General features: G+C 62.9%; 22 protein-coding genes and 1 pseudogene. 6 read left to right on the top strand and 17 right to left on the bottom strand.

Features of this window, described 5'->3' with window-relative positions; genetic code table 11:
* The first annotated feature begins 75 nt into the window (after positions 1-75).
* Both FGL65_RS17635 and FGL65_RS17630 read left to right on the top strand, forming a co-directional pair.
* Positions 76-1,548 carry a response regulator gene (locus tag FGL65_RS17635; protein WP_147822552.1) on the top strand — a complete coding sequence of 491 codons (1,473 nt, stop codon included), beginning with the start codon at positions 76-78 and terminating at the stop codon, positions 1,546-1,548.
* A gap of 139 nt (positions 1,549-1,687) precedes the next feature.
* Entirely contained in the window at positions 1,688-2,437 is a 750-nt protein-coding gene (locus FGL65_RS17630; RefSeq protein WP_147822551.1) for a hypothetical protein, read from the top strand.
* Positions 2,438-2,494: 57 nt separating this feature from the next.
* On the opposite strand, the gene trpA is transcribed toward FGL65_RS17630, so the two are convergent.
* The 12 genes and pseudogenes from trpA to FGL65_RS17570 all read right to left on the bottom strand — a co-directional run bounded on the left by trpA (position 2,495) and on the right by FGL65_RS17570 (position 14,058).
* Positions 2,495-3,259 (bottom strand): tryptophan synthase subunit alpha, encoded by a 765-nt coding sequence (gene trpA, locus FGL65_RS17625; protein ID WP_147822550.1) that lies wholly within the window; start codon positions 3,257-3,259, stop codon positions 2,495-2,497.
* Between the two features lie 23 nt (positions 3,260-3,282).
* Positions 3,283-4,445, bottom strand: a pseudogene (gene trpB / locus FGL65_RS17620) (tryptophan synthase subunit beta).
* 38 nt (positions 4,446-4,483) lie between these two features.
* Complete coding sequence (locus FGL65_RS17615) at positions 4,484-5,107, bottom strand: phosphoribosylanthranilate isomerase (RefSeq protein ID WP_187170448.1); 624 nt, start codon at positions 5,105-5,107, stop codon at positions 4,484-4,486.
* Positions 5,104-5,874 (bottom strand): indole-3-glycerol phosphate synthase TrpC, encoded by a 771-nt coding sequence (locus FGL65_RS17610; RefSeq protein ID WP_147822549.1) that lies wholly within the window; start codon positions 5,872-5,874, stop codon positions 5,104-5,106. Before FGL65_RS17610 ends, FGL65_RS17615 begins: the two co-directional genes overlap by 4 nt.
* Positions 5,864-6,877, bottom strand: a complete 1,014-nt coding sequence (trpD, locus tag FGL65_RS17605) for an anthranilate phosphoribosyltransferase (protein ID WP_147822548.1) — start codon at positions 6,875-6,877, stop codon at positions 5,864-5,866. The genes FGL65_RS17610 and trpD overlap by 11 nt, the downstream gene beginning before the upstream one ends.
* Positions 6,878-6,881: 4 nt before the next feature.
* Entirely contained in the window at positions 6,882-7,454 is a 573-nt protein-coding gene (locus tag FGL65_RS17600) for an anthranilate synthase component II (RefSeq protein ID WP_147822547.1), read from the bottom strand.
* Entirely contained in the window at positions 7,435-8,874 is a 1,440-nt protein-coding gene (locus tag FGL65_RS17595) for an anthranilate synthase component I family protein (RefSeq protein WP_147822546.1), read from the bottom strand. The genes FGL65_RS17600 and FGL65_RS17595 overlap by 20 nt, the downstream gene beginning before the upstream one ends.
* 89 nt (positions 8,875-8,963) lie before the next feature.
* A complete protein-coding gene (locus tag FGL65_RS17590) occupies positions 8,964-9,752 on the bottom strand; it encodes a prephenate dehydrogenase/arogenate dehydrogenase family protein (protein WP_147822545.1) in 789 nt (262 codons plus the stop codon).
* A gap of 1 nt (position 9,753) precedes the next feature.
* Positions 9,754-11,115 (bottom strand): 3-phosphoshikimate 1-carboxyvinyltransferase, encoded by a 1,362-nt coding sequence (gene aroA, locus FGL65_RS17585; RefSeq protein WP_147822544.1) that lies wholly within the window; start codon positions 11,113-11,115, stop codon positions 9,754-9,756.
* A 28-nt stretch (positions 11,116-11,143) separates the two neighbouring features.
* Positions 11,144-12,241, bottom strand: coding sequence for a prephenate dehydratase (gene pheA / locus FGL65_RS17580; RefSeq protein ID WP_147822543.1), 1,098 nt, complete (start codon positions 12,239-12,241; stop codon positions 11,144-11,146).
* A gap of 4 nt (positions 12,242-12,245) precedes the next feature.
* Positions 12,246-13,229 carry a 3-dehydroquinate synthase II family protein gene (locus FGL65_RS17575; protein ID WP_147822542.1) on the bottom strand — a complete coding sequence of 328 codons (984 nt, stop codon included), beginning with the start codon at positions 13,227-13,229 and terminating at the stop codon, positions 12,246-12,248.
* 31 nt (positions 13,230-13,260) lie between these two features.
* Complete coding sequence (locus tag FGL65_RS17570) at positions 13,261-14,058, bottom strand: 2-amino-3,7-dideoxy-D-threo-hept-6-ulosonate synthase (protein WP_147822541.1); 798 nt, start codon at positions 14,056-14,058, stop codon at positions 13,261-13,263.
* Between the two features lie 586 nt (positions 14,059-14,644).
* Here FGL65_RS17570 and FGL65_RS17565 point away from each other — a divergent pair.
* The 3 genes from FGL65_RS17565 (at position 14,645) to FGL65_RS17555 (ending at position 17,633) form a co-directional block, all read left to right on the top strand.
* Positions 14,645-15,931, top strand: coding sequence for an ammonium transporter (locus FGL65_RS17565; protein ID WP_431830898.1), 1,287 nt, complete (start codon positions 14,645-14,647; stop codon positions 15,929-15,931).
* Between the two features lie 34 nt (positions 15,932-15,965).
* A complete protein-coding gene (locus FGL65_RS17560; RefSeq protein ID WP_147822539.1) occupies positions 15,966-16,298 on the top strand; it encodes a P-II family nitrogen regulator in 333 nt (110 codons plus the stop codon).
* Positions 16,299-16,394: 96 nt separating this feature from the next.
* On the top strand, positions 16,395-17,633 hold the full coding sequence (locus tag FGL65_RS17555) for an EAL domain-containing protein (RefSeq protein ID WP_147822538.1): 1,239 nt from the start codon (positions 16,395-16,397) through the stop codon (positions 17,631-17,633).
* 36 nt (positions 17,634-17,669) lie between these two features.
* On the opposite strand, the gene FGL65_RS17550 is transcribed toward FGL65_RS17555, so the two are convergent.
* From FGL65_RS17550 to panC, 5 genes are all read right to left on the bottom strand, one after another.
* On the bottom strand, positions 17,670-18,680 hold the full coding sequence (locus FGL65_RS17550; RefSeq protein WP_147822537.1) for a methyltransferase: 1,011 nt from the start codon (positions 18,678-18,680) through the stop codon (positions 17,670-17,672).
* Between the two features lie 48 nt (positions 18,681-18,728).
* The gene (locus FGL65_RS17545; protein ID WP_250645536.1) at positions 18,729-19,169 is read right to left on the bottom strand and encodes a MarR family winged helix-turn-helix transcriptional regulator; all 441 of its coding nucleotides are present in this window, start codon (positions 19,167-19,169) and stop codon (positions 18,729-18,731) included.
* A gap of 108 nt (positions 19,170-19,277) precedes the next feature.
* Positions 19,278-20,450, bottom strand: coding sequence for a methionine adenosyltransferase (gene metK / locus FGL65_RS17540; protein ID WP_147822535.1), 1,173 nt, complete (start codon positions 20,448-20,450; stop codon positions 19,278-19,280).
* A 37-nt stretch (positions 20,451-20,487) separates the two neighbouring features.
* Positions 20,488-20,865 (bottom strand): aspartate 1-decarboxylase, encoded by a 378-nt coding sequence (panD, locus tag FGL65_RS17535; RefSeq protein WP_147822534.1) that lies wholly within the window; start codon positions 20,863-20,865, stop codon positions 20,488-20,490.
* Positions 20,866-20,869: 4 nt separating this feature from the next.
* On the bottom strand, positions 20,870-21,718 hold the full coding sequence (panC, locus tag FGL65_RS17530; protein ID WP_147822533.1) for a pantoate--beta-alanine ligase: 849 nt from the start codon (positions 21,716-21,718) through the stop codon (positions 20,870-20,872).
* Between the two features lie 214 nt (positions 21,719-21,932).
* Here panC and FGL65_RS17525 point away from each other — a divergent pair, with 214 nt between their 5' ends.
* Positions 21,933-24,320, top strand: coding sequence for a tetratricopeptide repeat-containing diguanylate cyclase (locus FGL65_RS17525; protein ID WP_284690579.1), 2,388 nt, complete (start codon positions 21,933-21,935; stop codon positions 24,318-24,320).
* Positions 24,321-24,442: the final 122 nt, after the last annotated feature.

Raw genomic sequence — 24,442 nt, 5'->3', positions numbered from 1 at the left:
CACCGCACTGATGGTGCTATAGGCAGGGTAAGTGGTTGGAATTCATTCTCTGTGCAGCAACTCACGGAACGTGCCATGCGAAGAAAGGAAAGAACCAAGAACGTCTATGTCGTGAAGTCCTCCGCAGAGGACATGGAGGACATCAAGAAGCGTAAGGACGCGGAATCCAAGAATCTTTATCTGCTCAAGGCCGAAGACCAAGCTGTGAACAAGTACAGCGAGGCTGTCTGGGATTTTGTCGATACGGGCGGTTTGTTCATCGTGCTCAGCGAGGACAAGACCTTTTACGTCAATTTCCGCAACTCCTTTTACAAGGAGCTGGAGATCGAGATGGAGCGCGTTCGGCTGGTGGGCTCCACGGACCGGGCCAAGCAGGAGATCCAGGTCTATCTCGACTACCAGAAGAAGCCATTTCTGTTCATGGACAGTGTGGTGGGCGGCGTTTCCACCTTGCCGTTCCTGGAAAAGTTCAAGGTCGAGTTCCCGGAGACCTTCGTGGTGGTCCTGTCCACCGAGGCGGACAAGGGAACCCTGGCCCGGTTCATGGAGGCGGGAGCCGACAACTTCATCATCAAGCCAGCGTCCGTCAACGTGCTCATCGAGAAGATCGCCTTCACCATTTTTCCGCAGGACGCCATCGAAAAGAAGATCCGCGAGGCCAAGCATCGGCTTCGCCGGGTGGAATTCGCCCTGGCCTATGGCGTGGCCCGGGATATCCTGAAGATAAAGAAGGGCAGTCCGGCCGCGCTCATGATCATGGGCGACGCCCTCAAGGGGCTGGACCGGCGCAAAGACGCCCTGGAGTGCTACGAAGCCGCCGCACTGAACGCTCCCGCCTATCTGGCGCCGCTCAAGAAGCTGGTGGAGTTCTACCGGGAGGACGAGAACGAGGACAAGATTCTCGAGTACCTCATACAGCTGGACGAACATTCACCCCTGCTGTTCGAGCGCAAGAAGGAGATCGGTGAAACCCTGCTGCGGCGGGGCGTTTACGACGAGGCCGGGAAATACCTGGCCGGTGCCGTGACTCTGGCCGGGGCGCAGCACTACGAGGATGCCCCCTTCATTGCCGAGGAATATGCGGACGCGGTGGCGGATCATTGCCCGGAGCATGCGGCCCGTATCTACAAGGATTGCATCAAGTATCGCAAGCTGGCCCGTCTGGACATGGATACCACCTACTATAACCGTCTCGGCAGAGCCCTGCGCCGCATCGGGCGGTGGCAGGACGCCGTCATGGCCTACATGGAAGGGGCCAAGTACAACCGGGAGGACGCCAGCCTGTATTTCAACACGGGCATGGCCTACGTGGAGGGCAAGGAGTATTCCAAGGCCGGGCAGGTCATGAAGAAGGTCACGGAATTGTCCCCGTTCTTTCACACCGAGGACATTCAGATCGCGTACAACATGGGCATGATCTTCAACAAGGCGGGCTACAATGAGCTGGCCTTGAAGATGTTCGATTTTGTTTGTGGCAGGGACCCGGAATACAAGAATGCGGACAAGCTCATGAAGGCGCTGAAGGCGAAGGTGAAGAAAAAAAAGTAGTTTTTTCAATATGAAAGCATGTAGGCCGCCGAAGAAATTCGGCGGTTTTTTTGTTGGGAAAACTTTTCCGGAGCGGTTTTTGCAAAATTGGCATGCAGGAAGGGTTTTCTCATCTCTCAGGGTACACAAGGAGTGGGTCATGGCACTGACCATCAATCGGCCGGGAGTCGAGCCGTACAGCAACAGGCTGTTGAAACACATGGAGGAGCCCGGGCGCTCCGGATTCGGGCATGCGCAGGGAAAGGACAAGGCCGAGGGCAATGAGGGCTCGCAGGCCGCGGTTCGCCTGTCCATTTCCAACGAGGCCCTGTCCATGCTCAATGGCAGGGATTCGGCTGCGGCCGCGTTCGAGGATCTTTCCGCAGAGGACCGGGAGCGCATGGTCGCCCTTACCGGCGAGCTGGACGAGATCGTGGGCAATGCGGGCGGGTTCCGCAAGCTCACCGAAACCCAGTGGGAGCGCGTCGAGGGAATCTTCGGCGAGATCTCGGATATCTACGGCCTGGAGGGAGAGGACAAGCCGCGCATTGATGACCTGAAACGCATCTATCAGCTCGAGGACGAGCTCGACGCCATCTACGGCGACGAGCCGGGCAAGGTGCTTTCCTCCGGCGAAGAGGAACGCGTGGATCAGATCATGGCCGAACTGGGCGAGCTGTGGGGCGAGCCCGGCGACGAGATCGTCCTCACCGAGGAAGAGGAGCGCCGGATCGAAATTTTGCAGTCTCAGCTGGAGGCCATGTCCGCCAAGATCGACGACTGGTCCCTGACCTCGGACGACGAGGAGCAGGTCGAATCCCTGTTCAGCGCCATGGGCAGGATCTTTGAAACCGCGGAACAGCGCATGCTGAACAGTGAGGCCGAGGAACGCCGGGTGGAAGGCGTTTAGCTCATTTTCAGATACGAATGGGAAAGGCTCACCCCTTTTGGGGTGAGCCTTTTGTTTTCAGGTCCAGGCCTTCATGTAGGATGCCGCCGTGCCGCCGTCCCTGATGTGGCTGATGAGCGAGGAGCCCACCACGGCCGCGTCCACCAGGTCCCCGAAGGGCGTGAGCTGGCTCGGTGTCTTGAGCCCGAAGCCCAGGGCCACCGGGATGTCGAAGACCTCCTTGGCCTCGGTCAGCTTGGCCTTGATTTCCGTGGGCAGGCTGTCGCGCTGGCCCGTGGTGCCCAGCACCGAGACCATGTACACGAATCCCTCGGCCTCCTTGGCGTAGAGTTTCATGCGCTCCTTGGAGGTGTTCAGGCCCACCAGGGGGATGAGCTCCACGCCGCGTGGCTTCATGGCCCGGATCACGAAGTCGGCCTCGTCAATGGGCATGTCCGCGATGATCAGGCCCGAGACTCCGGCCGCTTCGCAGTCCTCGGCAAAGCGCTCCACGCCGTATTGCAGCACGGGATTGAGATAGCCCATGAGCAGCAGGCCCGCGTTGAGCGTGCCCTTGCGTTTTTTGAGCCCGTCGAAGATCCACGTGAGGTTGATGCCGTCCTCCAGCACCTGGAGGCAGGCCGCCTCCACCACCGGGCCGTCGGCCACGGGGTCGGAAAAGGGCATGCCGATCTCGATGATGGCCGCGCCCGCCGCATCCAGCATTTCCAGCTCCTTCCAGAACTGGTCGCGGTCGGGGTAGCCCGCCGGAAGATAGGGGATCAGGGCGGTCCTGCCCTGCGCCTTGGCCTCTAATATTTTATCTTTCATGGGTGAACTCATTGTATTTTCCTTCTCTCCGGCTGTTAGCCCAAAACTCGCTCGACAATGTCCATGTCCTTGTCCCCGCGTCCGGACAGGTTCACCAGGACGCTCTTGCCCCGCAGCCTGTCCGCGTTTTCCAGCACCCAGGCCACGGCATGGGAACTTTCCAGGGCGGGGATGATGCCCTCGCGCCGCGACAGGGTCTTGAAGGCGCTCAATGCCTGTTCGTCGTTGACGGTCTCGTAGTCGGCGCGTCCCGAGGCGTTCAGCTCGGCGTGTTCCGGGCCCACTCCCGGGTAGTCCAGCCCTGCGGCCACGGAATGGGACGGCAGGATCTGGCCCTCTTCGGTCTGGAGCAGCATGGTCTTCATGCCGTGTAGTACGCCCTCGGAGCCCAGGTTCAGGGGGCGGAGTTGAAGCAGCCCGGTTCGCCGGTCCCGGCGGCCTCCACGCCCACCAGGCGCACGGACTCGTCCGGCACAAAGGCGTGGAAGGCCCCGATGGCGTTGGAGCCGCCGCCCACGCAGGCGCAGACCACATCCGGCAGCTTGCCGGTCTTGTCCAGGAACTGCTGGCGGGCTTCCCGGCCCACGATGGCCTGGAATTCGCGCACCAGCAGGGGGAAGGGATGCGGCCCGGCAGCGGTGCCGAAGCAGTAATGGGTGGTTTCCTGCTCGGCGATCCAGTAGCGCAGGGCCTCGTTGATGGCGTCCTTGAGGGTCTGGGTGCCGGACTTCACGGGGATGACGCGTGCTCCCAGCAGCTCCATGCGCCGTACGTTGAGCGACTGGCGCTCCACGTCCACCGCGCCCATGTAAACGATGCACTCCAGGTCCATCATGGCTGCGGCCGTGGCCGTGGCCACGCCGTTCATGCCCGCGCCGGTCTCGGTGAGCAGGACAGTCTTGCCCATCTTCTTGGTCAGCAGGGCCTGGCCCAGGGTGTTGTTGATCTTGTGCGCGCCCGTGTGGTTCAGGTCCTCCCGCTTGAGCCAGATGTCCACGCCCGTATCTTTGGAGAGGTTGGGGCAGAAGGTCAGGGCCGAAGGCCTGCCCACGCAGTCGCGGAGCAAATCCGCGAATTCCCGCTGGAATTCGTCGCCGGCCATGATGGTTCGCATGGCCTCTTCCAGTTCGAGGAGCGGCGGCATGAGCAGTTCGGGTACGAACTGGCCGCCGAAGTCGCCGAAGTATCCTTTTTTCATATCATTATCCTTATTACAGCCTCTGTTTCATCGGTTCATTATATCTGTTTGGACAATATTTCGATCACGGATCGCAATTTGGCCTCATCCTTGATCCCCGGGGCCGATTCCACGCCGGAATTGAGGTCCAGCACGTGGGGGCCCGCTTGCGCCGCTGCTGCGACGTTTTCCGGGCATAGACCGCCCGCCAGGAACCAGGGTTTATTTATTTCAATATGTTGCAAAAGGCTCAGATCAATGGAGCGGCCATGGCCGCCGCCGCTGACGCCCGCGTCGAAGAGCAGGTAGGCGCAGTGGGGGGCAAAGCGGTCCACATCCTCCTGCAGGGCCTCGGGAGAGGCGTACCGTTCGGGCCAGAGCGCCTTGACCACCCGTTCCCTGCCCACGACTTCGCAGAACTCCTCGTCCTGGCCGCCGTGCAGCTGGACGTAATCCAGGCCGCACTGGTGGATCATGAGCCGCACTTCGTTGGCGGTCTGGCGCACGAACACGCCCACCTTGGCGGCCGGACCGGTCTGCGCCGAGGCCGCGAACTTGGGGGATACGTTGCGGGGGCTGCCCTCGTGGAAGATGAAGCCCAGGAAGCTTGCCCCCAGCCCAGAGCACAGGGCCACGTCTTCGGCTCGGGTCATGCCGCAGACCTTGATCAGGGGCTTTTTCATGCGTCGGCTCCGGTCAGCCGGGCCAGCAGCGCGCCCGGGTCGTCGGCTAGCATCAGGCTGGTGCCGATGAGCACGGCGTCGAAGCCGAGTTCGCCCATTTCCACCACCTGTTCGCGGCTTTCCACGCCGCTGGCGCTGATCCACAGCTCGTTGTCCCGCCTGTCCATGAGCCTGCGCGAAACGTCCAGGGTGGTGGTCAGGGTGTTCAGGTCCCGGTTGTTGACCTGGATGATGGTGGCGCCGGCCTCGCGGGAGGCCTCCAGATCCTGTTCGTCGAAGATCTCCACCACCGGCTCCAGGCCCGCCATCTCGGCCAGCTGGATGAGCTCGCGCAGCTCGTGGGTGGAGCCGAACATGCGGGCGATGAGCAGGATGGCCGAGGCCGGACTGGACGCTGTCATGGCCACCTGGAGCGGGTCCAGGATGAAGTCCTTGCGCAGCAGGGGCAGGCCGGACTGGGCGCACATGAACAGGTAGTCGGGATGGCCCTTGAAGTACTGGCTTTCGGTCAGCACGCTCATGGCCGCTGCCCCGTTTTCGGCATAGGCCTGGGCAAAGTCCAGGGGGTTGGCGTGTTCGCGCAGCACGCCCCTGGAGGGCGAGGCGGGCTTGAACTCCGCAATGACCGCGCCCGGCCCCTTGGCCCGGAGCGCGCCGGAGAAGGAGGGGCGCTTGCCCTCGTATTTGGCCGGGATGTTTCCGGCAAGGAATTCCTCGCGCAGCGCCTCGATCTCGGGCTGCTTGGCGGCTCTGAACTTATCCAGCATTGGGTATCCCCTTGGTGAGTCCTTGTTTGACGGCGGCGCGCGCCCTGTCCGCGCAGTCGCGCATGGACTGTTGTTCCACAAGGTGGAGGCACACGGCAAGGTTCACGGCCACCATGTCCATCATGGCCTCGGGGCCCTTGCCCGCCAGGATTTCCTGCATGATGGCCACGGCCTCGTCCTTGCCCGCCACCTTGACGTCCTCGGCGCAGTGGGCCGCAAAACCCAGGCGGTCCGGGTTGACCGTGGTCTTTTCCATGATGCCGTCGTGGATCAGGTAGCCTCGGGCCGGTCCGAAGGTGGTCACCTCGTCAAAGCCGCCCGCGCCCGAGATGACCATGGCCCGCTCGATGCCGGTGAGCAGCAGGGTTTCGCCCATGAGCTGGAGCTTGGACGGGTCGCCCACGCCGAGCAGCTGGTGCGTGGGCCGGGCCGGGTTGAGCAGCGGGCCCATGAAGTTGAACAGGGTCCGGATGCCCAGGGCCTGGCGCACGGGCATGATGTGCTTGAAGGCCGGGTGGTAGTTGGGCGCGAACAAAAAGGCGAAGTTGTGCTCGTTGAGCGAGGTGGCGGCCTCGTCCGGGCTCTGCATGAGCGGCACGCCCAGGGCCTCCAGCACGTCGGCGCTGCCGCAGGACGAGGACACGGACCGGTTGCCGTGCTTGGCCACCTTGTAGCCCATGTCCGCCAGGAACAGGGCCACGGCCGTGGAGCAGTTGAAGCTCAGCGAGCCGTCGCCGCCCGTGCCGCAGGTGTCGATGACCGGCAGGTTGACCTGCCCGTCGGTGTAGCCGGGGATGGGCCTGGCGTGGCGCAGCCCGGCGCGCACCCCGGCGGCCAGGTCCGTGGAGTCCTCGCCCTTGGCGCGCAGGCCCATGAGAAAGGCCCCGGCCGAGGCCGGTTCCAGTTCTCCGTCCATGAGCCTGCCGAACATCATGTCCGCCTGCTCGTCGTCCAGGGCCTTGCCCTGCGCCAGCAATTCCAAAACTTCGGATACGGTGGTCATGGTTTTATACCCCCATCTTCAAAAAGTTTTTCAATATCTCAGGGCCTTTCGGGGTCAGTATGGATTCCGGGTGGAACTGCACCCCGTGCCAGGGACGGTCCTTGTAGCTGATGCCCATGACCTCGTCGCGGTCGGCCGTGGCCGTGATGGTCAAGGTCTCGGGCACCTGCTCGGCCCGCACCACCAGGGAATGGTAGCGGCAGACCTCGAAGCCGTCGGGCAGACCCGCGAACACGCCGGTGTTGTCGTGGAAGACCTTGGAGGTCTTGCCGTGCATGATGCGGCGGTTGCGCACCACCTCGGCCCCTGCGTGGTGGCCCAGGCACTGGTGGCCCAGGCACACGCCCAGCACGGGCACCACCTTGGGCAGCCGCTTGAGGAATTCCAGGCAGAAGCCCGCGTTTTCCGGGCGGCTCGGGCCCGGCGAAATGCAGACCCGCTCCAGCTTGCCGTTGCCCGCCAGCTCCAGCAGGTCCTCGCGGTCGTTGCGCACCACCACCGGGTCGGCCCCGAGCTGCTGGAAGGCCTGCACCAGGTTGAAGGTGAACGAGTCGTAATTATCTATGAGTAAAAACATCGCCTGCTCCCTTGCCGGTTATGACCTCGAGCAGCACCCGGGCCTTGTTGTTGCACTCCTGCCATTCCTTTTCCGGGTCCGAGTCGTAGACGATCCCGGCTCCTGCCTGCCAGTTGCACTGGCCGTTGCGGATCCACATGCTGCGGATGGTGATGCCCGTGTCCAGGCTCACGGAATCCCCGCCCGTGCCCATCCAGCCGATGCACCCGCCGTAGGGGCCGCGTTCCTGCGGTTCCAGCTCGGCGATGATCTCCATGGCCCGCACCTTGGGAGCGCCGGAAAGCGTGCCCGCCGGGAACGTGGACTGGAGCACGTCGATGGCGTCCATGTTGTCCCGCAGCCTGGCCTCCACGTAGGAGGTCAGGTGCATGACGTGGGAGAAGCGCTCCACGTTCATGAACTTGCCCACCTCCACGCTGCCCGGGGTGGCGATGCGGCCCAGGTCGTTGCGGCCCAGGTCCACGAGCATGACGTGCTCGGCCCGTTCCTTGGGGTCGGCCAGCAGTTCCTTTTCCAGCTCCAGGTCGTGCTTTTCGGATTCGCCGCGCGGCCGGGTCCCGGCGATGGGCCGCACTTCCAGCGCGCCCTTGTCGCAGCGGACCATCATTTCCGGGGAGGAGCCGAGCAGGACCATTCCGGACTGCACGCACTTGGGGAAACGCATGTAGAACATGAACGGCGAGGGATTGGCCTGCCGGAGCCTGCGGTAGATGCGGAACGGGTCGTCGGGGACGGGCACGGAAAAGCGGGTGGAAAGCACCACCTGGATGCACTCGCCCTCGGCAATGAGTTCCTTGGCCCTTTCCACGGCCTGCATGTATTCCTCTTTTCCCGGATGGACCGTGGGCTCGCCCGCTTCGGGGGCGGCCAGATCCATGCCCCACTCGGTGGCGGCCGGGCGGGGGGTGGAGCCTTCATCCAGGCTCAGGTAGCAGCAGGAATGGCGCAGGTGGTCGAAGAGCACCATCTGGCCGGGCAGGGCCATGCAGGCCTCGGCCTTTTCCGGGGGCAGGGACCGGGCCAGCTTGGGCTCGAACATGCCGCCCGTTCCGTAGCCGAAATAGCCGTACAGCCCGCGGGTCAGGCCGGGCAGCTCCTCGCGCCCGCCGTCAGCGTCCTGCTCAATGCGGATGAGCCGGTTGGCGCGGCGCAGCCCTTCCAGGTAGTCCATGCCTTCCAGTTTTTTCAGGCCCTCGAAGCGCTTGTCCGCCACGTCCACGGCCAGCTTGCCCTGGGCCGGGTAGAGGGTCAGCCGGAAGTCCCAGGCAATGAGGCTGTATCGTCCGAGCCTGCCGTCCACCTCGGCGGATTCCAGCAGGATGCCCGGGCGGTCGCCCACCAGGCCCAGGTACAGGCTGATGGGCGTCTGCACGTCCGCCGGGAGCCATTTCCCGTGTTGCGTGATTCGAATTGGTTCCATTGTTCCTCCGTTAGCATATGTGAAATAAAAAGGCCGCATCCCTGTGAGGGGTGCGGCCTTGGTTTCCTTTTTCTTTACTCTGGTTGTGGTTATCGGGCGCACCCCTCCTGTTGTGTGTCGTTGCGCCACCACCACTGTGCCAGGGATGCCAGGAGATCCAGCTCGCCGCCGGCGGCGAGGCTGAACAGGGACATGAACTGGCGGGCGGTTTCCTGCAGGTAGGGGTTGGCGTCGGAGATGGTGCCGAACAGCTCGCTGTCCGTTGTCAGCATCTTCCGGGCCGCATCCAGCCTGCGGTTGAACGAGGGGGTGACGTAATTCTCGATGCCTTCGACGCGTCCGGCTGCGGCCAGGAACGCGGCGGTGGTGGTGAAGTTGAGGCCCTGGATGAAGGCCACGGCCTTGTCGTGTTCCCCGGCGGTGGTCAGGAAGGAGTGGAACCCCGCTGCGTCGAACAGGCGCGCCACGCGGTTCGCGGCTTCCGTGTCGGATTCGCGTCCGGGAACCACGGCCACGCGCGGGGTGAATCCCTCGGGAATCACCGGGCCGAACAGGGGGTGGGTGCCGACCACCGGGCCCTTGCAGGCCCGGAGCATGGCGCGCAGGGGCAGCTCCTTGACCGACCCCACGTCGGCCAGGACCGCGTCCTTGCGCAGGTGCGGCACGGTCAGGTCGAGCACATGGTCCATGGCCGTCACCGGCACGCAGAGCAGCAGCAGGTCGCAGGCGGAAACCGCCTCGCGGACCTTTTCGCCGTCAAAGGGGCGGTCCAGCGGCCGGACGGCGCAGCCCAGGGCGCCGAAACGCTCGGTGAACAGGCCGCCCATCTGGCCGCGTGCGCCCACGATGGCGATGCTCTTAAACTCGGGGTCGCTCATGCTACTGACCTTCCACTACCTTTTCCCATTCGTTGAAGAAGCCCGGGAAGGACTTGCCCACGCATTTGGGGTTGTCGAAAACCGGGTTGATTCCCGCCAGCTTGAAGATGGACATGCTCATGGGAATCCTGTGGTCGTTGTATGATTCGAAATCGATGCTCGTGCCGCCCTGCAGCGGGGAGGGCGTGATCTTGATGCCGTCCTCGAACTGCTCCACCTTGCAGCCGGTCTTGGAGATCTGCTCGGCGCAGGCCTGGAGCCGGTCGCATTCCTTGATGCGCAGGTGCGCCACGTTGCGGATGGTTGTCGGGCTGACCGCATGGGCGGCCACCACGGCCACGGTGGGCACCAGGTCCGGGCATTTGCCCATGTCCACGCTCACGCCGCGCAGCTTGCGGGGGTAGATGGTGATGCCCTTGTCCGGGGTCACGTTCAGGCCCGCGCCCATCTGGGCCAGGATGTCGATGATGGCCCTGTCGCCCTGCAGGGAGTCGGCGCGCACGCCCATGACCTTCACGGCGCGCTTGCCCACGGCTCCCGCTGCCAGGAAGTAGGAGGAATTGCTCCAGTCGCCTTCCACGCGGTAGTTGCAGGCCTCGTAGCCGCCCGGCTGGACAATGAAGCGCAGTTCGCCCGGCTCGGCCTGGCGCACGGACCTCCAGGGGACTTCCTTCCAGGCACCGTCCTCGAGCACTTCCACGCGGAACTTGGCCTTGAAGTCATCCATGATCTGGAGGGTCAGGGCCACGTAGGGCCAGGACACGGCCTTTTTGCCGGTGAGGTTGATCGTGGTCTCGGTCTCGGACATGGGCGCGCCCAGGAGCAGGCCGGAAAGGTACTGGCTCGATTCCTCCAGGGTGATGTCCACGCTCTTGCCCGTGAAGCCCCGGGTTTCCATGACAAAGGGCAGGAAGCCCTCCTTTTCCTCGAAGGTGATCTTCACGCCCAGTCGGATGAGGGCGTCGCAGAGTTCCTTCATGGGCCGTTCGTGCATGCGCGCCGCGCCGTGCACGCGGAAGGAACCCTTGCCCGCGGCGGCCACCGCGGTCATGAGGCGGCAGGTGGTGCCGGATTCGTGCATGTAGAGCTCATGCGGCTCGGCGTGCTTGTCCTTGCCGTCCGGGTTGGCGCCGCGCGGGCCGTTTTCCGTGCCCGTGACCTTCAGCGCGCCGCCGGAGGTTTCCTCGAACTTCGCGCCGCAGGCGGCCAGGCAGCCCTTGGTGCGGGTGATGTCGTCCGAATCCAGCAGGCCGGAGATGACGGATTCTCCGTTGGCCAGGGAAGCGGCGATAAGGGTGCGGTGCGACAGGGACTTGGAGGCCGGGGCCTGCACCGTGATGATTCCATTCGGGTCGTTGCTCATTGTATCTCTCGTTTTTCGCTTGCGGGTATTAGCGTTCGTTCTCCTGGCGGCCGGAGGGGTAGGTCCCCAGCACGCGCAGGGTGTGGCACTGCTCGCGCAGCATGTTCAGCATGGACTCGTGCTCGGCCTTGGAAAGGTCGCACTCCAGGTCCGTGAAAAAGACGTATTTCCATTTTTCGCCGCGCACCGGGCGGGATTCCAGCTTGGTCATGTTGATGCCGCCGCCCGCCAGGGTGTTGAGCACCTTGGCCAGCGCGCCCGGGCTGTCCGGCACGGTGAACAGGATCGTGGTCTTGTCGCGCTGGTCCTCCTTGCAGGGGGAGGGGGCGATGACCAGGAACCGGGTCCAGTTGTCCGGGTAGTCCTCGATGTTGCGCGCCAGGACATTGAGGCCGTACATCTCGGCCAGCTGCTCGTTGCCCACCACGGCCGCGCCGGGTTGCTCCTGGACGACCTTGGCGGCGGCCGCCGTGGAGGCGGTGGTCAGGCGCGGGCAGTCGCGCATCTTGGCGTTCAGCCAGTCCCGGCACTGTTCCAGGGGCTGCGGGTGGGAGTAGATGGCCTCCACCTTGTCCATGGAATCCACCGTGCTCATGAGGCAGTGGCTGATGCGGCTGTAGATTTCGCCCTGGATGTAGACCCGGTAGAGCATGAACAGGTCTACGACCTGGCCCACGGTGCCCTCCAGGGAGTTTTCCAGGGGAATGACGCCCAGTTCGGCCCCCTCGTCGGCCACGGCGCGGAAGACTTCCTCGAAGTTGGCCTTGGGGGTCAGGTACTGGGAGTGGCCCATGTGCTCCAGGGCCGCGAAATAGGAGAACGTGCCTTCGGGGCCGAGATAGACCGTGCGTTCGGGCCGCTGGAGCCTGCGCGAGGAGGACATGATTTCCTTGTAGATGGCGCGCAGGTGCTTTTCGGGCATGGGGCCGGGGTTGCGGTCCGCGATCTTGTTCATGACTTCGCGCTCGCGGAAGGGCATGTAGATGGGCTCGTCGCGTTCGGCCTTGTAACGGCCCACTTCCAGCGACACGTCGGCGCGCTGGTTGAGCAGTTCGACGATCTTATTGTCCAGTTCGTCGATGCGGTTGCGCATGCCCTTGAGCGGAGAGTCTTTCTTTTCTGCCATGTCCCTAGCCTTCCTTGATCTCTTCGGTGATGCGCATGCCGAAATGGCGGCCCGCCTGGTCGGTCCTGGCCAGGATCTTGTCGCCCACCTTGAGGGTGACCACGCTGACCGGCTCACCCTTGGCCGAAACCACGCGGATGGTCTCCGCGTTCTGCAGGAAGACCTGGCCTTCGGCCACGCCGTCCTTGGTCTTCACCTCGGCCTTGATCAGCAGCATGGGGCGGATCTCCACCTTGCTGCGGCCCACGGTGGCCAGCGAGGTCTCGCCGTCGGCGCCCACGACGAGCACGTCGTCGCCCGAGGTGAGTTCCTCCAGGTAGCTGGTCTTGTCGCCGGGCATGGCGCAGTAAGCGTGCACGGCCCCGGCATTGACCCGGAACGGCCGGGCGGCCACATAGGGGTTGGACTCGGTTTCCGCGTGCACCAAAAAAGTAAAGGCCGAGGAGTTGCCGACGAGCATTCCTTGGCCTTTCTTGAGCACGCTGGTGGTATCCACGCAGACTCGATGTCCGAGCCCCGCGGGTTTGATCTCAGTGACGGTGGCTTCGGAGAGTTGCATGGTTCCCTGCGAGAGTTTGAGTTCCTTGACGATGGCCTTGAGATCGCCTGCGCCCTCGGACAGCACCACGATGGTGTCGGCCCCGCGCTCCAGCACGCCTGCGGCCAGGATGGCCCGGTCCAGGCTTTCCGCTTCCAGGGCCAGGGACTCCACCTGGGCCAGGATGTTTTCCACGGGGATGATTTCCCAGCCCCGGCTCAGGACCACGTCTTCGCCCGCCTGGATGCGCTTGACCGCTGTTTCTTCGTCGGCCTTTTTCTTCAGTTCGACGGCGGGCATGGCCTCGGGAGTGATGACCTCGATCTGGCTCAGGGATTTGACGCCCTGCACCTGGTCGGGCTCGACCATGACCGCGTCCACCCCGGATTCGAGCGCCAGGGTGACGAGATGCTTGTCAAAGGGAATGGCCTTGAAGATGATGCGTTTCATGTCGATTTCCGTTTTGGGTTTGTTCGCCCGGCTATTCGCCGACATGGGCGAGTGCGTCTTTCACTTCCACGTCCCCGTGGACAACCATGTTCAGCGCCTCCACCAGTCGGGTGGGATCCTTGTGCTGGAATACGTTGCGGCCCACGGACAGGCCCGCACCCCCTGCTTCTATGGAATCATGCACCATTCGCAGGAAGTCTTCGGTGCTGTCAAGCTTGGGTCCTCCGGCGATGACCACGGGCACGCAGCAGGAGTCCGTGACCTTGGAGAAGGTCTCCACGTCGCCGGTGTAGCAGACCTTGACCACGTCCGCGCCCAGTTCCGTGCCCACGCGGGCGCAGTGGGCCACGATCTCGGGGTCGTATTCGTTTTTCACCTTGGGGCCTCGGGCGTAGACCATGGCCAGCAGCGGCATGCCCCAGTTGGAGGCGTCCGAGGCGATTTTCCCGAAGTCGCTGAGCATCTTGGATTCGGTTTCGTCGGCCAGGTTGCAGTGGATGCTGACCGCGTCCGCGCCCAGGCGGATGCCGTCTTCCACGGAAGCGACCAGGGACTTTGCATTGGGGAAGGGGGACAGGGAGGTGGAGGCGGAAAGATGGACGATGAGTCCGATGTCCTTGCCCTCGGCGCGGTGGCCGCAGCGAACCAGTCCCTTGTGCTCGACCACGGCGTTTGCGCCGCCTTCGACCACGCGGCCCACGGCTTCCTTCATGTCAACGATTCCGTCGATGGGACCGACCGTGACGCCGTGATCCATGGGGACGATGATTGTCCTTCCCGTGTTGCGGTTGAAGATTCGCTCCAACCTGATGGCTTTGCCGATATGCATGTTTGTCTCTCCTTTCTGGCCCTCGGGCCGGGAGCGCTGCCGGGCTGAACCTCAAAGAAAAGGGCCGCCGGCTATTCGCCCGCGGCCCTTGGAAGTTCTTTTTCTGTATCTTTCTTCAGCTACAGCACAACCCTTCCGTGCCCGCGAGCGCGTGCGTACCAGTACCAAAAATACAGGTAGGAAAAGAGGTTGTTGCTAAAGAATTTGTCCATGTGCTTATCGCTAATGGAGAGGCTGCGGATTTGTCAAGCATAAATATTATTTTATGCCATATTTACAAAAATAGAAATATTATCTGTATCAAGATTAAAACAAATGTTTTATTATTACAAAAATGAAAATCAAATAAAAAATAAATTCCATAAAATAACAAATTTGAAAATTAATGCCGAGGCTGGAAAAGGACTTAAAACACTAAAGTTAATAAAATAAGCTAGTTGAAAAGTTTGGCACGCGGGTTGCCTAAGGGGCTTCAGTCGCAAACGCATTCCATAAGGAGGAATTTAACATGCTGTTCGGACTGTATGCCCGGAAAAACTGGTTCAAGAGGGTGCTTGCGCACCTCACTGTCGCTGTTGTGGCCCTCATGCCCGCCGCCGCCCTGGCCGGAGACGGGGTGGAATTTCTGACGCAGGATAACGCCAACATCCTCTGGACACTGGTCGCCGCCATCCTGGTCATGTTCATGCAGGCCGGTTTCGGCTGCGTGGAAGCGGGATTCACCCGCGCCAAGAGCGCCGGCAACATCATGATGAAGAACTTCCTGGACTTCGCGGCCGGGTCGGTCATCTTCTTCCTGTTCGGCTTCGCCCTCATGTTCGGGACGGACATCGGCGGGTTCATCGGCGGTTCCGGTTTCGCCCTGGGCGGCGTTGCCGAGGCCGACCTGCCCTGGACCTACACCTTCTGGTTCTTCCAGAGCGTGTTCGCCGCCACCGCCGCCACCATCGTCTCGGGCGGCATGGCCGAGCGCACCAAATTTTCCAATTACGTGCTGGTGTCCATCATCGTCACCGGCCTGATCTATCCCATCTCCGGCCACTGGGCCTGGGGCAGCCTGTGGCTCGGCGACGCCGGCGCGGGCTGGCTGGAAGGCTTGGGCTTCAATGACTTCGCCGGTTCCAGCGTGGTCCACTCCGTGGGCGGCTGGCTGGCCCTGGCGGGCGCCATGGCCCTCGGTCCCCGCGTGGGCAAGTACACCGAGGACGGCAAGGCCAAGGCCATCCCGGGCCACAACATCCCGCTTGCCGGGCTGGGCGTGTTCATCCTTTGGTTCGGCTGGTTCGGCTTCAACCCCGGTTCCACCACCACTGCGGACAACACCATCGGCCTCATTGCCATGAACACCTCCCTGGCCGCCGCGGCAGGCGTGCTCGGCGCCATGTGCATCTCCTGGCTGCGCTTCGGCAAGCCCGACATCTCCATGACCATGAACGGCGCACTGGCCGGCCTGGTGGGCATCACCGCCCCCTGCGCCACGGTCACTCCCGGTTCCTCCATCCTTATCGGCCTGATCGCCGGTGTGCTGGTGGTCCTGTCCATCGAGTTCATCGACAAGGTCCTCAAGGTGGACGACCCAGTGGGCGCGGTTTCCGTGCACGGCGTGTGCGGCGCATGGGGAACCATCTCCTGCGGCCTGTTCAACGTGGGCGACGGCCTGTTCATGGGCGGCGGCTTCTCCCTGCTGGGCGTGCAGCTCCTGGGTGCGGGCGCGTTCTTCCTGTGGGCCTTCGGCGGCGGCTACATCATGTTCGCCGTGGTCAAGGGGCTCTTCGGCCTCCGCGTGTCCAAGGAAGATGAGCTCAAGGGCCTGGACGTGGCCGAACACGGCTCCGAGTCCTACAACGGCTTCCAGCTCTTCACCAACGAATAGGCAGCCATTAACTATAGTATAAGGAGATAAAGCCATGAAGCTCGTCATTGCATACATTCGGCCCGAAAGGCTCAACGCCGTGAAGCAGGCGCTCTACGCCAAGGAGGTCTACTCCCTGTCCGTGACCAACGTGCTGGGGTCGGGCCGCCAGAAAGGGTTTACCGAAACCTACCGCGGCGTGGAGATCGAAGTGAACCTGCTCAAGAAGGTCCGCCTGGAGATCGGCGTGAACGACGATTTCCTGGATCCCACCATCGAGGCCATCAACAGCGCCGCCAAGACCGGCAACGAAGGGGACGGCGTCATCTTCGTCCTCGAACTGGCCAAGGCCATGCGCATCAGAACCGGAGAAGACGGTATCCTCTAAGGAAAGCGAAAACATACACTCCGCACCTGCCGCCGGGGAGCAGTCCCACTCCCCGGCGGTCCTTTTTTCGACTTGTCGCCATCCCGGAGCCTTCCCATGCTGCATTCGGATAGAACCGTCCTGGAAATTATTGAAAACGACCGGCTCAGGACCGTGTTCCAGCCGCTGGTTTCCCTGAAACGGAAGTCGGTGTTCGCCCTGGAGGCGCTGACCAGGGGGGCGGACCCGCGCACGGGGGAAGCCATTTCCCCGTCGGTGCTCTTCGCCCTGGCCACGGAGCCGGGGACACGCCTGGCCCTGGACCGGGCCTGCCGGGAAAAGGCGCTGGAGCATTTCGCCCGCATGCAGTGGGCCGACCGCAGCCTCATGCTTTCCCTGAACATGGATGTCTCCTGCCTGGGCCTGGTCGCCCCCAATGGCTCGCGCAGCCTGCTCAAGGCCGTGCGCAGGCACGGCGTTAATCCCAGCAGCGTGATCATCGAGATCACCGAATCCGAGGCCCCGGACACCGAAGTGCTGCTGGAGTTCGTGGAATTCTACCGGAAGCGGGGCTTCCTGATCGCCCTGGACGACGTGGGCGCGGGACATTCGAACCTGGACCGGATCCCGTTGCTCAAGCCGGACGTGCTCAAGATGGATCGGTCCTTGATTTCGGGCGTGCATGAACAGTTTCACAAGCTGGAGGTGGTCAAGAGCTTCTCGCAGATGGCCGGGCGCGTCGGCGCGCTTGTGGTGGCCGAGGGCGTGGAGCGGGAGGCCGAGGCGCTCTGCCTGCTGGAGAACGGGGTGGAGGTCCTGCAGGGATTTCTCTTTGCGCGTCCCGGGCCGCCGGATGCGGATCTTTCCGGGGTTCCCGGAATCGTCGAATCCCTTGCCGCCACCTACAAGGAGCGGATGACGCGGCGTATCAACGAGGGCAAGTATCGCCTGTCACAGTACGACGCGCTCATGCTCACCCTGGGCATGGAGATCGCCGCCTCCGGCAAGGAGGTGGATCTGGAGCTGGCCCGGTTCGTGGACGCCTATACCAGCATAGAGTGCCTCTACGTGCTGGACATGCGCGGCGTCCAGGTCTCCGGCACGGTCTGCAACCCGAACAAGCTCAAGCGTAGCAAGCGGCTGCTGTACGAGCCCGCGGATATGGGCACGGACCATTCCCTCAAGGAATACTATCTGCCCCTGCGGGCCGGGCTGGAAAAATTCACCACGCCCCCGTACATCTCGCTGGCCTCGGGCAACCGCTGCATCACCATCGCCCATGTCTTTCATCACCGGGCCCTGGGCCGGGATCTCATCCTGTGCGCGGACATAGGGGACGAACCCGAGGACGCATGAAAAAGGGCGGGAGCCGCAGCCCCCGCCCCGTGGTTTCTATTTTTTGCGGGCCACCAGCAGCAGGGTCTGGCCGTCCGCGCCCGTGAAGGTGTGGCTCAGGTCCTTGAATCCGGCGGCCAGCAGTGGTTTTTCCAGTTCCCGGTAGGAAAGGAAGTGGGAATCGTATCCCATGAGCCGCGTCAGCAGTTCCACGTTGCGCTTGTAGTGCTCCGAGGCCCCGCCTTCGGGCGCGAAGTGGTGGGTGGCGAAGCAGCCGCCCGGCTTCAGGGACTGGTATATGTCGCGGAAGACCTGTTCCAGGGTGTCCTTGCAGGCGTAGAGGATATGGGAGGTGAAGACCAGGTCGTAGGCTTCGTCCGGGAGGCTGTTCTCGCGCAGGTCAAAGGGTTCGCACGTGACCCGTTCCCCGAAGCCCTTGTCCCGGCAGCGCTGCGCGGCGGGCTCAATCACGTGGGGCAGGTCGAGTATGGTGCTTTTCAGGTCCGGGTTGCGTTCCAGCAGCTCCATGGAATAGTGCCCGTGGTTGCCGCCGATGTCCGCCATGGTGCGGAAGGAGTCGAATTCCGGGAGGGCGGCGATGAATCGGACCGCCTTCTGGAGCTGGCCGTTGAGGGCGTGCTGCAGCGTTCCTTCCATGATGTCGTTTTCGCCCCAGCCGGCGTCCGTCTGGTCCCGCGCCGGGGTTTCCCCCCTGAGCATGGCGGGCAGGTCCTGGCGCAGGGCGTCGTTGTGCTGGAACTGGAGCTCCAGGGCCTGTCCCTGGTAGAGGGGGGATGTGCTGACGAGATATTCCCCGCTCATTTCGGTGTTGGCGTATGCCTTCCCGTCCACCCGAAGCAGCTCCCGGTGGACCAGCAGGTCCAGCAGGGCCTCGAGGGGTTCTTTTTTCAGTTCCAGGGCGGCGGCCAGGGCGGGCGCGTCCGCGGGAGTCTCCAGGTGGTCGAAAAGACGCATGCGCACCGCGTTCATGACCGCCTGGCAGGCGATGGTGTCCATGAGGATGTTTTCCACCGGGGACAGCGATGTCTTGGGAAGCGGAAAGGTCATGGTGATCTCCTTGATGTGTTAAGCTGATTAACTCTTTGTTGAAATTTTTTAGGACAGGTAGTTGTCCATCCACCTGTCCATCTGCCTACAGAATTTCTTGAACACCGCGTATTCGGTGTCGGGCAGGGCGGCCACGTATGTGAAGAATTCGCTGTCATGCTCCATGTGGTATTTCATGTGCCCCTCCTGGGCCTTGCGGCCCAGTTCCGTGGGCCTGACGTTCTGCTTGGACTGGTTGTCCGGGGAGATCTCCCTGTGGACCAGCCCCTTTTTCTCCAGCTTGGAGACCAGCTGGGACATGGCCGCCTTGGAAACGCCGCTGCTTCTGGCCAGTTCGGTGATGCTCATGTTCCCCTGTTCGCACAGGGCGGCCACGGTGTGGATCTCCGAGGGGTAGATCTGGATGCCCACGCCGAAATCAAAGGGCAGCTTGGAGATCTGCACGTATTTTTCCAGTGCGTCCCCAAGGGTGCGGAATTCGTTTTTCATCTCTTCCAAGGTGCGCATGAAAATATGTGTAAAGCTGCTTAACTCTTTTGTCAACAAAAAGGGTGGAAGCGATGCTCCCACCCCTTGAGTGTGTGACGTTTCGCCTTACTAGATCTTGCAGGCGGTGCGCAGGTCGTCCACTGCGTCGGTCTGTTCCCACTGGAATTCGGGAAGCTCGCGACCGAAGTGACCGTAGTTGGTGGTCTTGCGGTAGATGGGCTGCTTCAGCTTGAGGCGGTCGATGATGTAGTAGGGACGCAGGTCAAAGACCTCGGTGACGGCCTTGGTCAGGACTTCGTCGGGCACCTTGCCGGTGCCGCGGGAGCTGACCACCACGGAGACGGGCTCGGGAACGCCGATAGCGTAGGCGATCTGTACTTCGCACTCGTCGGCCAGGCCGGATGCGACCACGTTCTTGGCAACGTAGCGGGCCATGTAGGCGCCGGAGCGGTCCACCTTGGACGGGTCCTTTCCGGAGAAGGCGCCGCCGCCGTGCGCGCCCGCGCCGCCGTAGGTGTCGTTGATGATCTTGCGTCCGGTCAGGCCGCAGTCGCCCACCGGTCCGCCCACCACGAACCGGCCCGTGGGGTTGATATAGGTCTTGAGTTTGCCGTTGACCAGTTCCTCGGGCAGGGTCTTGAGGATGACCTCCTGCATGATGGCTTCCTTCAGGTCGGCCTGGGAGATGTTTTCATCGTGCTGGGAGGAGACGACCACGTTGTCGATGCGCGAGGGCTTGCCGTTTTCGAATTCCACGCAGACCTGGGTCTTGCCGTCCGGGCGCAGGAAATCGAGGATGCCTTCCTTGCGCACGTAGGTCAGGCGGCGGGAAAGCTTGTGGGCGTAGTAAATGGGGGTGGGCATCAGGGTCGGGGTCTCGTTGGTGGCGAAACCGAACATCATGCCCTGGTCGCCGGCACCCTGTTCTTCGGGCTTGGTGCGGTCCACGCCCTGGGCGATGTCCGAGGACTGCTTGTCGATGGAGGAGATCACCGCGCAGGTCTGCCAGTCAAAGCCCATGGTGTCCGAGCTGTTGTAGCCGATGTCCTTTATGGTTTCGCGGACGATGTCCGGGAAGTCGGCGTAGGCGGTGGTGGAGATTTCGCCGGCAATGAAGGCCATGCCGGTGGTGACCAGGGTTTCGCAGGCCACGCGGCATTCCGGATCCTGGGCCATGATGGCGTCAAGGATGGCGTCGGAGATCTGGTCGGCTACTTTGTCGGGGTGTCCTTCGGTTACGGACTCCGAAGTGAACAGGTACTTTCCTTTGGGAAACAACATTCTCGATTCCTCCTGTAAACCTTGATTTGAATCGCGCCTAGAGACCCAGGCTGATTTTGTAGTCTATGATTTCCGCGATCCCGTTGTTCTGGTCGGTGATGACCACGTGGGGTTCGCGGGTGGTTGCTTCGCTTTCCTCCACCCACTGGTAGGTGGCGATGATGACGCGCTGGCCCACCTCGCCCTTGTGGGCGGCCGCCCCGTTGAGGCAGATTTCGCCGGGGCCTCCCGGGATGGCGTAGGTGGTCAGGCGCTCTCCGTTGTCCAGGTTGTAGACGTCCACCTGCTCGAAGGGCAGGATTCCGGCGGCCTTGAGCAGCTCCGTGTCGATGGACAGGCTGCCGTGGTATTCCAGCTTGGCGCAGGTGATGGTTGCGCCGTGGATCTTGGCGCTCAGGAAACATCTCCGTGGCACGGTATCATACCTCTATGTATTGGTTGTCGATGAGCCGGGCCCTGCCCACGAAGACCGCCACCGCCGCCAGCACGGGCGCGGTGATGTTCCTGACGGGTTTCAGGCTGTCCGGTTCCACCAGTTCGATATAGTCCGCGCGCCCCATGGGAACGCCGTCCCCGATGCGGTCGCGGATGAAATTCTTGACGGTTTCCGCGTCCCTTTCCCCGTTGCGCACCAGTGCGGCGGCAGCCTCCAGCCCGGCGTGGATGGCCGGTGCGCAGGCCCGTTCCTCCTCGGTGAGGTAGGCGTTGCGGGAGCTCATGGCCAGGCCGTCGGCCTCGCGCACGATGGGGCGTCCGTGGATCTCCACGGGGATGTTCAGGTCGCGGACCATGCGCCGGATGATGGCCAGCTGCTGCCAGTCCTTTTCCCCGAAGGCGGCCAGGCTGGCCTGGGTGAGCATGAACAGCTTGGTGACCACGGTGCACACTCCCTGGAAATGGATGGGGCGGGAGCCGCCGCACAGGCCCGTGGAAAGGTCGGGCACGTTGACCCAGGTGGCGTGGTCGGAGTCGTACATGGCCCCGGCCTCGGGCGCGAACAGGATATCCGCGTCCTGGTCCTTGGCCAGTTGGGAGTCGCGTTCGAAATCGTGCGGATAGGCTTCCAGGTCCTCGCCCGGCCCGAACTGGGTCGGGTTCACGAACAGGGTCACGATCATGCGGTTGCAGCGCGGCCGCACATAGTCCATGAGCGAGAGATGCCCGGCATGAAAAAAGCCCATGGTGGGCACCAGGCCTATGGTCAGGCCCTGCTGCCGCCACTGGATGCAGAGCTCCTGCAGCTCTCTGGGGTCGGTGATTGTTCTCATATCAGTCCTGTTACCGTCATGGGGAGATACCTTGCTATGATATATCGGAGAAGATGTCTATATCTTTATGTCTTGATATAGTTATGTGTGCGCATTTTTCCCAGAGGGCCTTCGGCGGTGAGCCCGCCGGGGGAATTTTTCGTTTGAGAAAAGTGCAGACAGGCTGTAAGCTCCCGGCATGAGGACAAAAGAAGCGGTTTTCGTAGACGGATGCATGGCCCTTTCCCGCCAGGAACTCATCGATCACGAGCACGCGCTCAAGGATGCTGTTTCCGAGTTTCTGACCTTTTCTTCCTACAGTCTTTTCTTCCCGCGCACGGGTGAGGACCCCTTCGAGGCCGGGGCCCGGGCCGAGCCCGAGTTCCGCAAGGAGGACGGGGAGCTTTTTCTGCCCCTGGTGCTGCGCGGCGAGCTGCTGGGCTATTTCGTGGCCCGGGGCGTGCGCCTTGCCGCGCCCAAGGTGGCTCCCAGGTATGTCATGGCCCTTGCCTCGGCGGCCCTGGAGCGCATCGTGCTGGAAAAGCGCGTCATCACCGACCCGCTCACCGGGCTTTCCAACCGCGAGTTTTTCCTGAGCGAACTGACCCGTTCCATCGAACAGGTGCAGGACTGCCTGCACACCGGGGCCTGCTCGGCCAAGCCCCTGAACATGGAGCTGCCGTCCTTTTCCGGCACGTTCGGGGTCATCTTCATCGACCTGGACAACTTCCGCCGGGTCTGCGAGCGGTACGGCTACCTGATCGGCGACGACATCGTGGGCGAGGTGGGGCGCATGATCCGGATGGTCTGCCCCAAGCACGTGACCGCCTCGCGCTTTGCCAACGACAAGTTCGCGGTGCTGCTGCCCGACGCCAAGCCCAAGGCCTGCTTCCAACTGGCCGAGGTCATCCGGGCCGGGATCGCCAAGCTTTCCTTTGTGGACGAGATCACCCAGGACATAATCCGTATTTCCGCCAGCGTCGGCTATGTGAACTACCCCCAGGCCATGGAGGGACCGCAGTTCCGTAGGGAACCGGCCGAACAGGCCCGGGTGCTGCTGCAGAAGGCCCGGCGCGCCGTGTCCACGGCCAAGGACCTGGGCCGCGACCGCATCTTCGCCTTTGCCGATATCCTGCAAAAGGGCGGCAAGGTGGTGGAGATGCTGCCCATGGGGCGTATGGCCGTGAGCCTGGGAGCCAATGTGGGGGCCAGGGTGGGCCAGCGCTTCCTGGTCAGTTCCCCCAAGTCCGGTGGGCTGGCCACGGCCCAGCTTACCGAGGATGAGCGGCTCAGCGGCCGGTATCCCACGGTGTACAAGGGCGAGGCCGTGCTTATCGAGGTGCAGGAGGAAATGGCCTTTGCCGAGCTGCTGCACGTCAGCGATCCTTCCCTTTCCGTGAGCGCGGGGGACCGGCTGCGTCTGGTGGCCGAGCACGAGAGCATTTTCGAACCCGCTGACGAGGACGGTCCGCGCAAGGACCAGGAAAACGGCATTTTCGCCTACAGGGATTTCGTGGCCCACGTGGAAAAGGACCGCCAGTCCAGGGAACGCTTCGGGCTGACCCTGGTGCGCATGCTGGACGAACTGGGCGACCAACCCGGCAGTTTCCAGAGCTTCATGGATTCCATGGCCCGCAAGCTGACGGGGCTGGCCCGGAGCCTGTTCGGCGAGGAAACCGTGGCCGGACGCTACGGCCTGGGGGGGCTCATCCTCTACCAGCCCGGCATTTCCGAGCAGGACCTGCGCGAAAAGGTCCTGGAGCTGGAGGCGCTGGCCTCCCGCCAGCTGGACATGGAGATCGCCGTGGGCGGGGCCGCCTATCCGTATCTCAATTTCCGGCGTACGGACATGATGGACAACTGCCGCAAGGCCCTGGAGCATGCCGTGCTGCTGCCCAAGCCCTGCGTGGCCGTGTTCGATTCCGTGTCCCTCAACCTTTCCGCGGACCGGCATTTCACGGACGGCGACATCTACGGGGCGGTGGAGGAATACAAACTTTCCCTGCTGGCCGACGAGAAGAACCTGCTTTCCCGCAATTCCCTGGGCATCTGCTATGCGCAGCTGGGCAGGCTGGCGGAGGCGCGCAAGGAGTTCGAGACCGTTCTCGCGCACGACAAGACCGACGCCATGGCCCTGTACAACCTGGGCTGGGCCAACCACCGGCTGGGCAAGTTCAAGGAGGCGCGCACGGCGTATGAAAAGTGCCTCAAGCACGATCCGGCCCATATCTTCAGCATGATCCGGCTGGGCAACCTGGCCGAGCGGGATGAAGACCTGGAGGCGGCCGAACAGTGGTATTCCAAGGCGGGCGAGGTGCCGGGCGGCGACCGCCTGGTGCTGCGTTCCCTGGCGCGGGTGCACCTGGGCCGGGGCGACCAGCAGCAGTGCCGCGAATACCTGCATCTGGCGCTCAACGCCAACCACAACGACGACCACGCCATGCACATGCTGGCCACCATGTATCTGGACATGGGCGAGGATCCGCAGGTGGCCGAGGTCCTGGCCCGCCAGTGCGCGGCCCTGCGTCCGGACAAGGACGATTACTGGGAGACCCTGGTTCGTTCCCTGCTCGAACAGGGCAAGGACGAGGAGGCGCAAAAGGTCCGGGGAAGGGCCAGTTAGCGGACCATGCTTCCCAATTGGCGCCTCCGAGGCGTCGCAGTAAAAGAGACAAGCCCTCGCGTATATTTTGCGCGAGGGCTTTTTGTTTTCTTGCCATTTGCTTTTTGGGAGTGCCGGACTGC

It is taken from the genome of Salidesulfovibrio onnuriiensis (assembly GCF_008001235.1).
GTDB lineage: Bacteria > Desulfobacterota > Desulfovibrionia > Desulfovibrionales > Desulfovibrionaceae > Pseudodesulfovibrio > Pseudodesulfovibrio onnuriiensis.
This window is presented reverse-complemented; position numbering and strand designations above follow the sequence as displayed.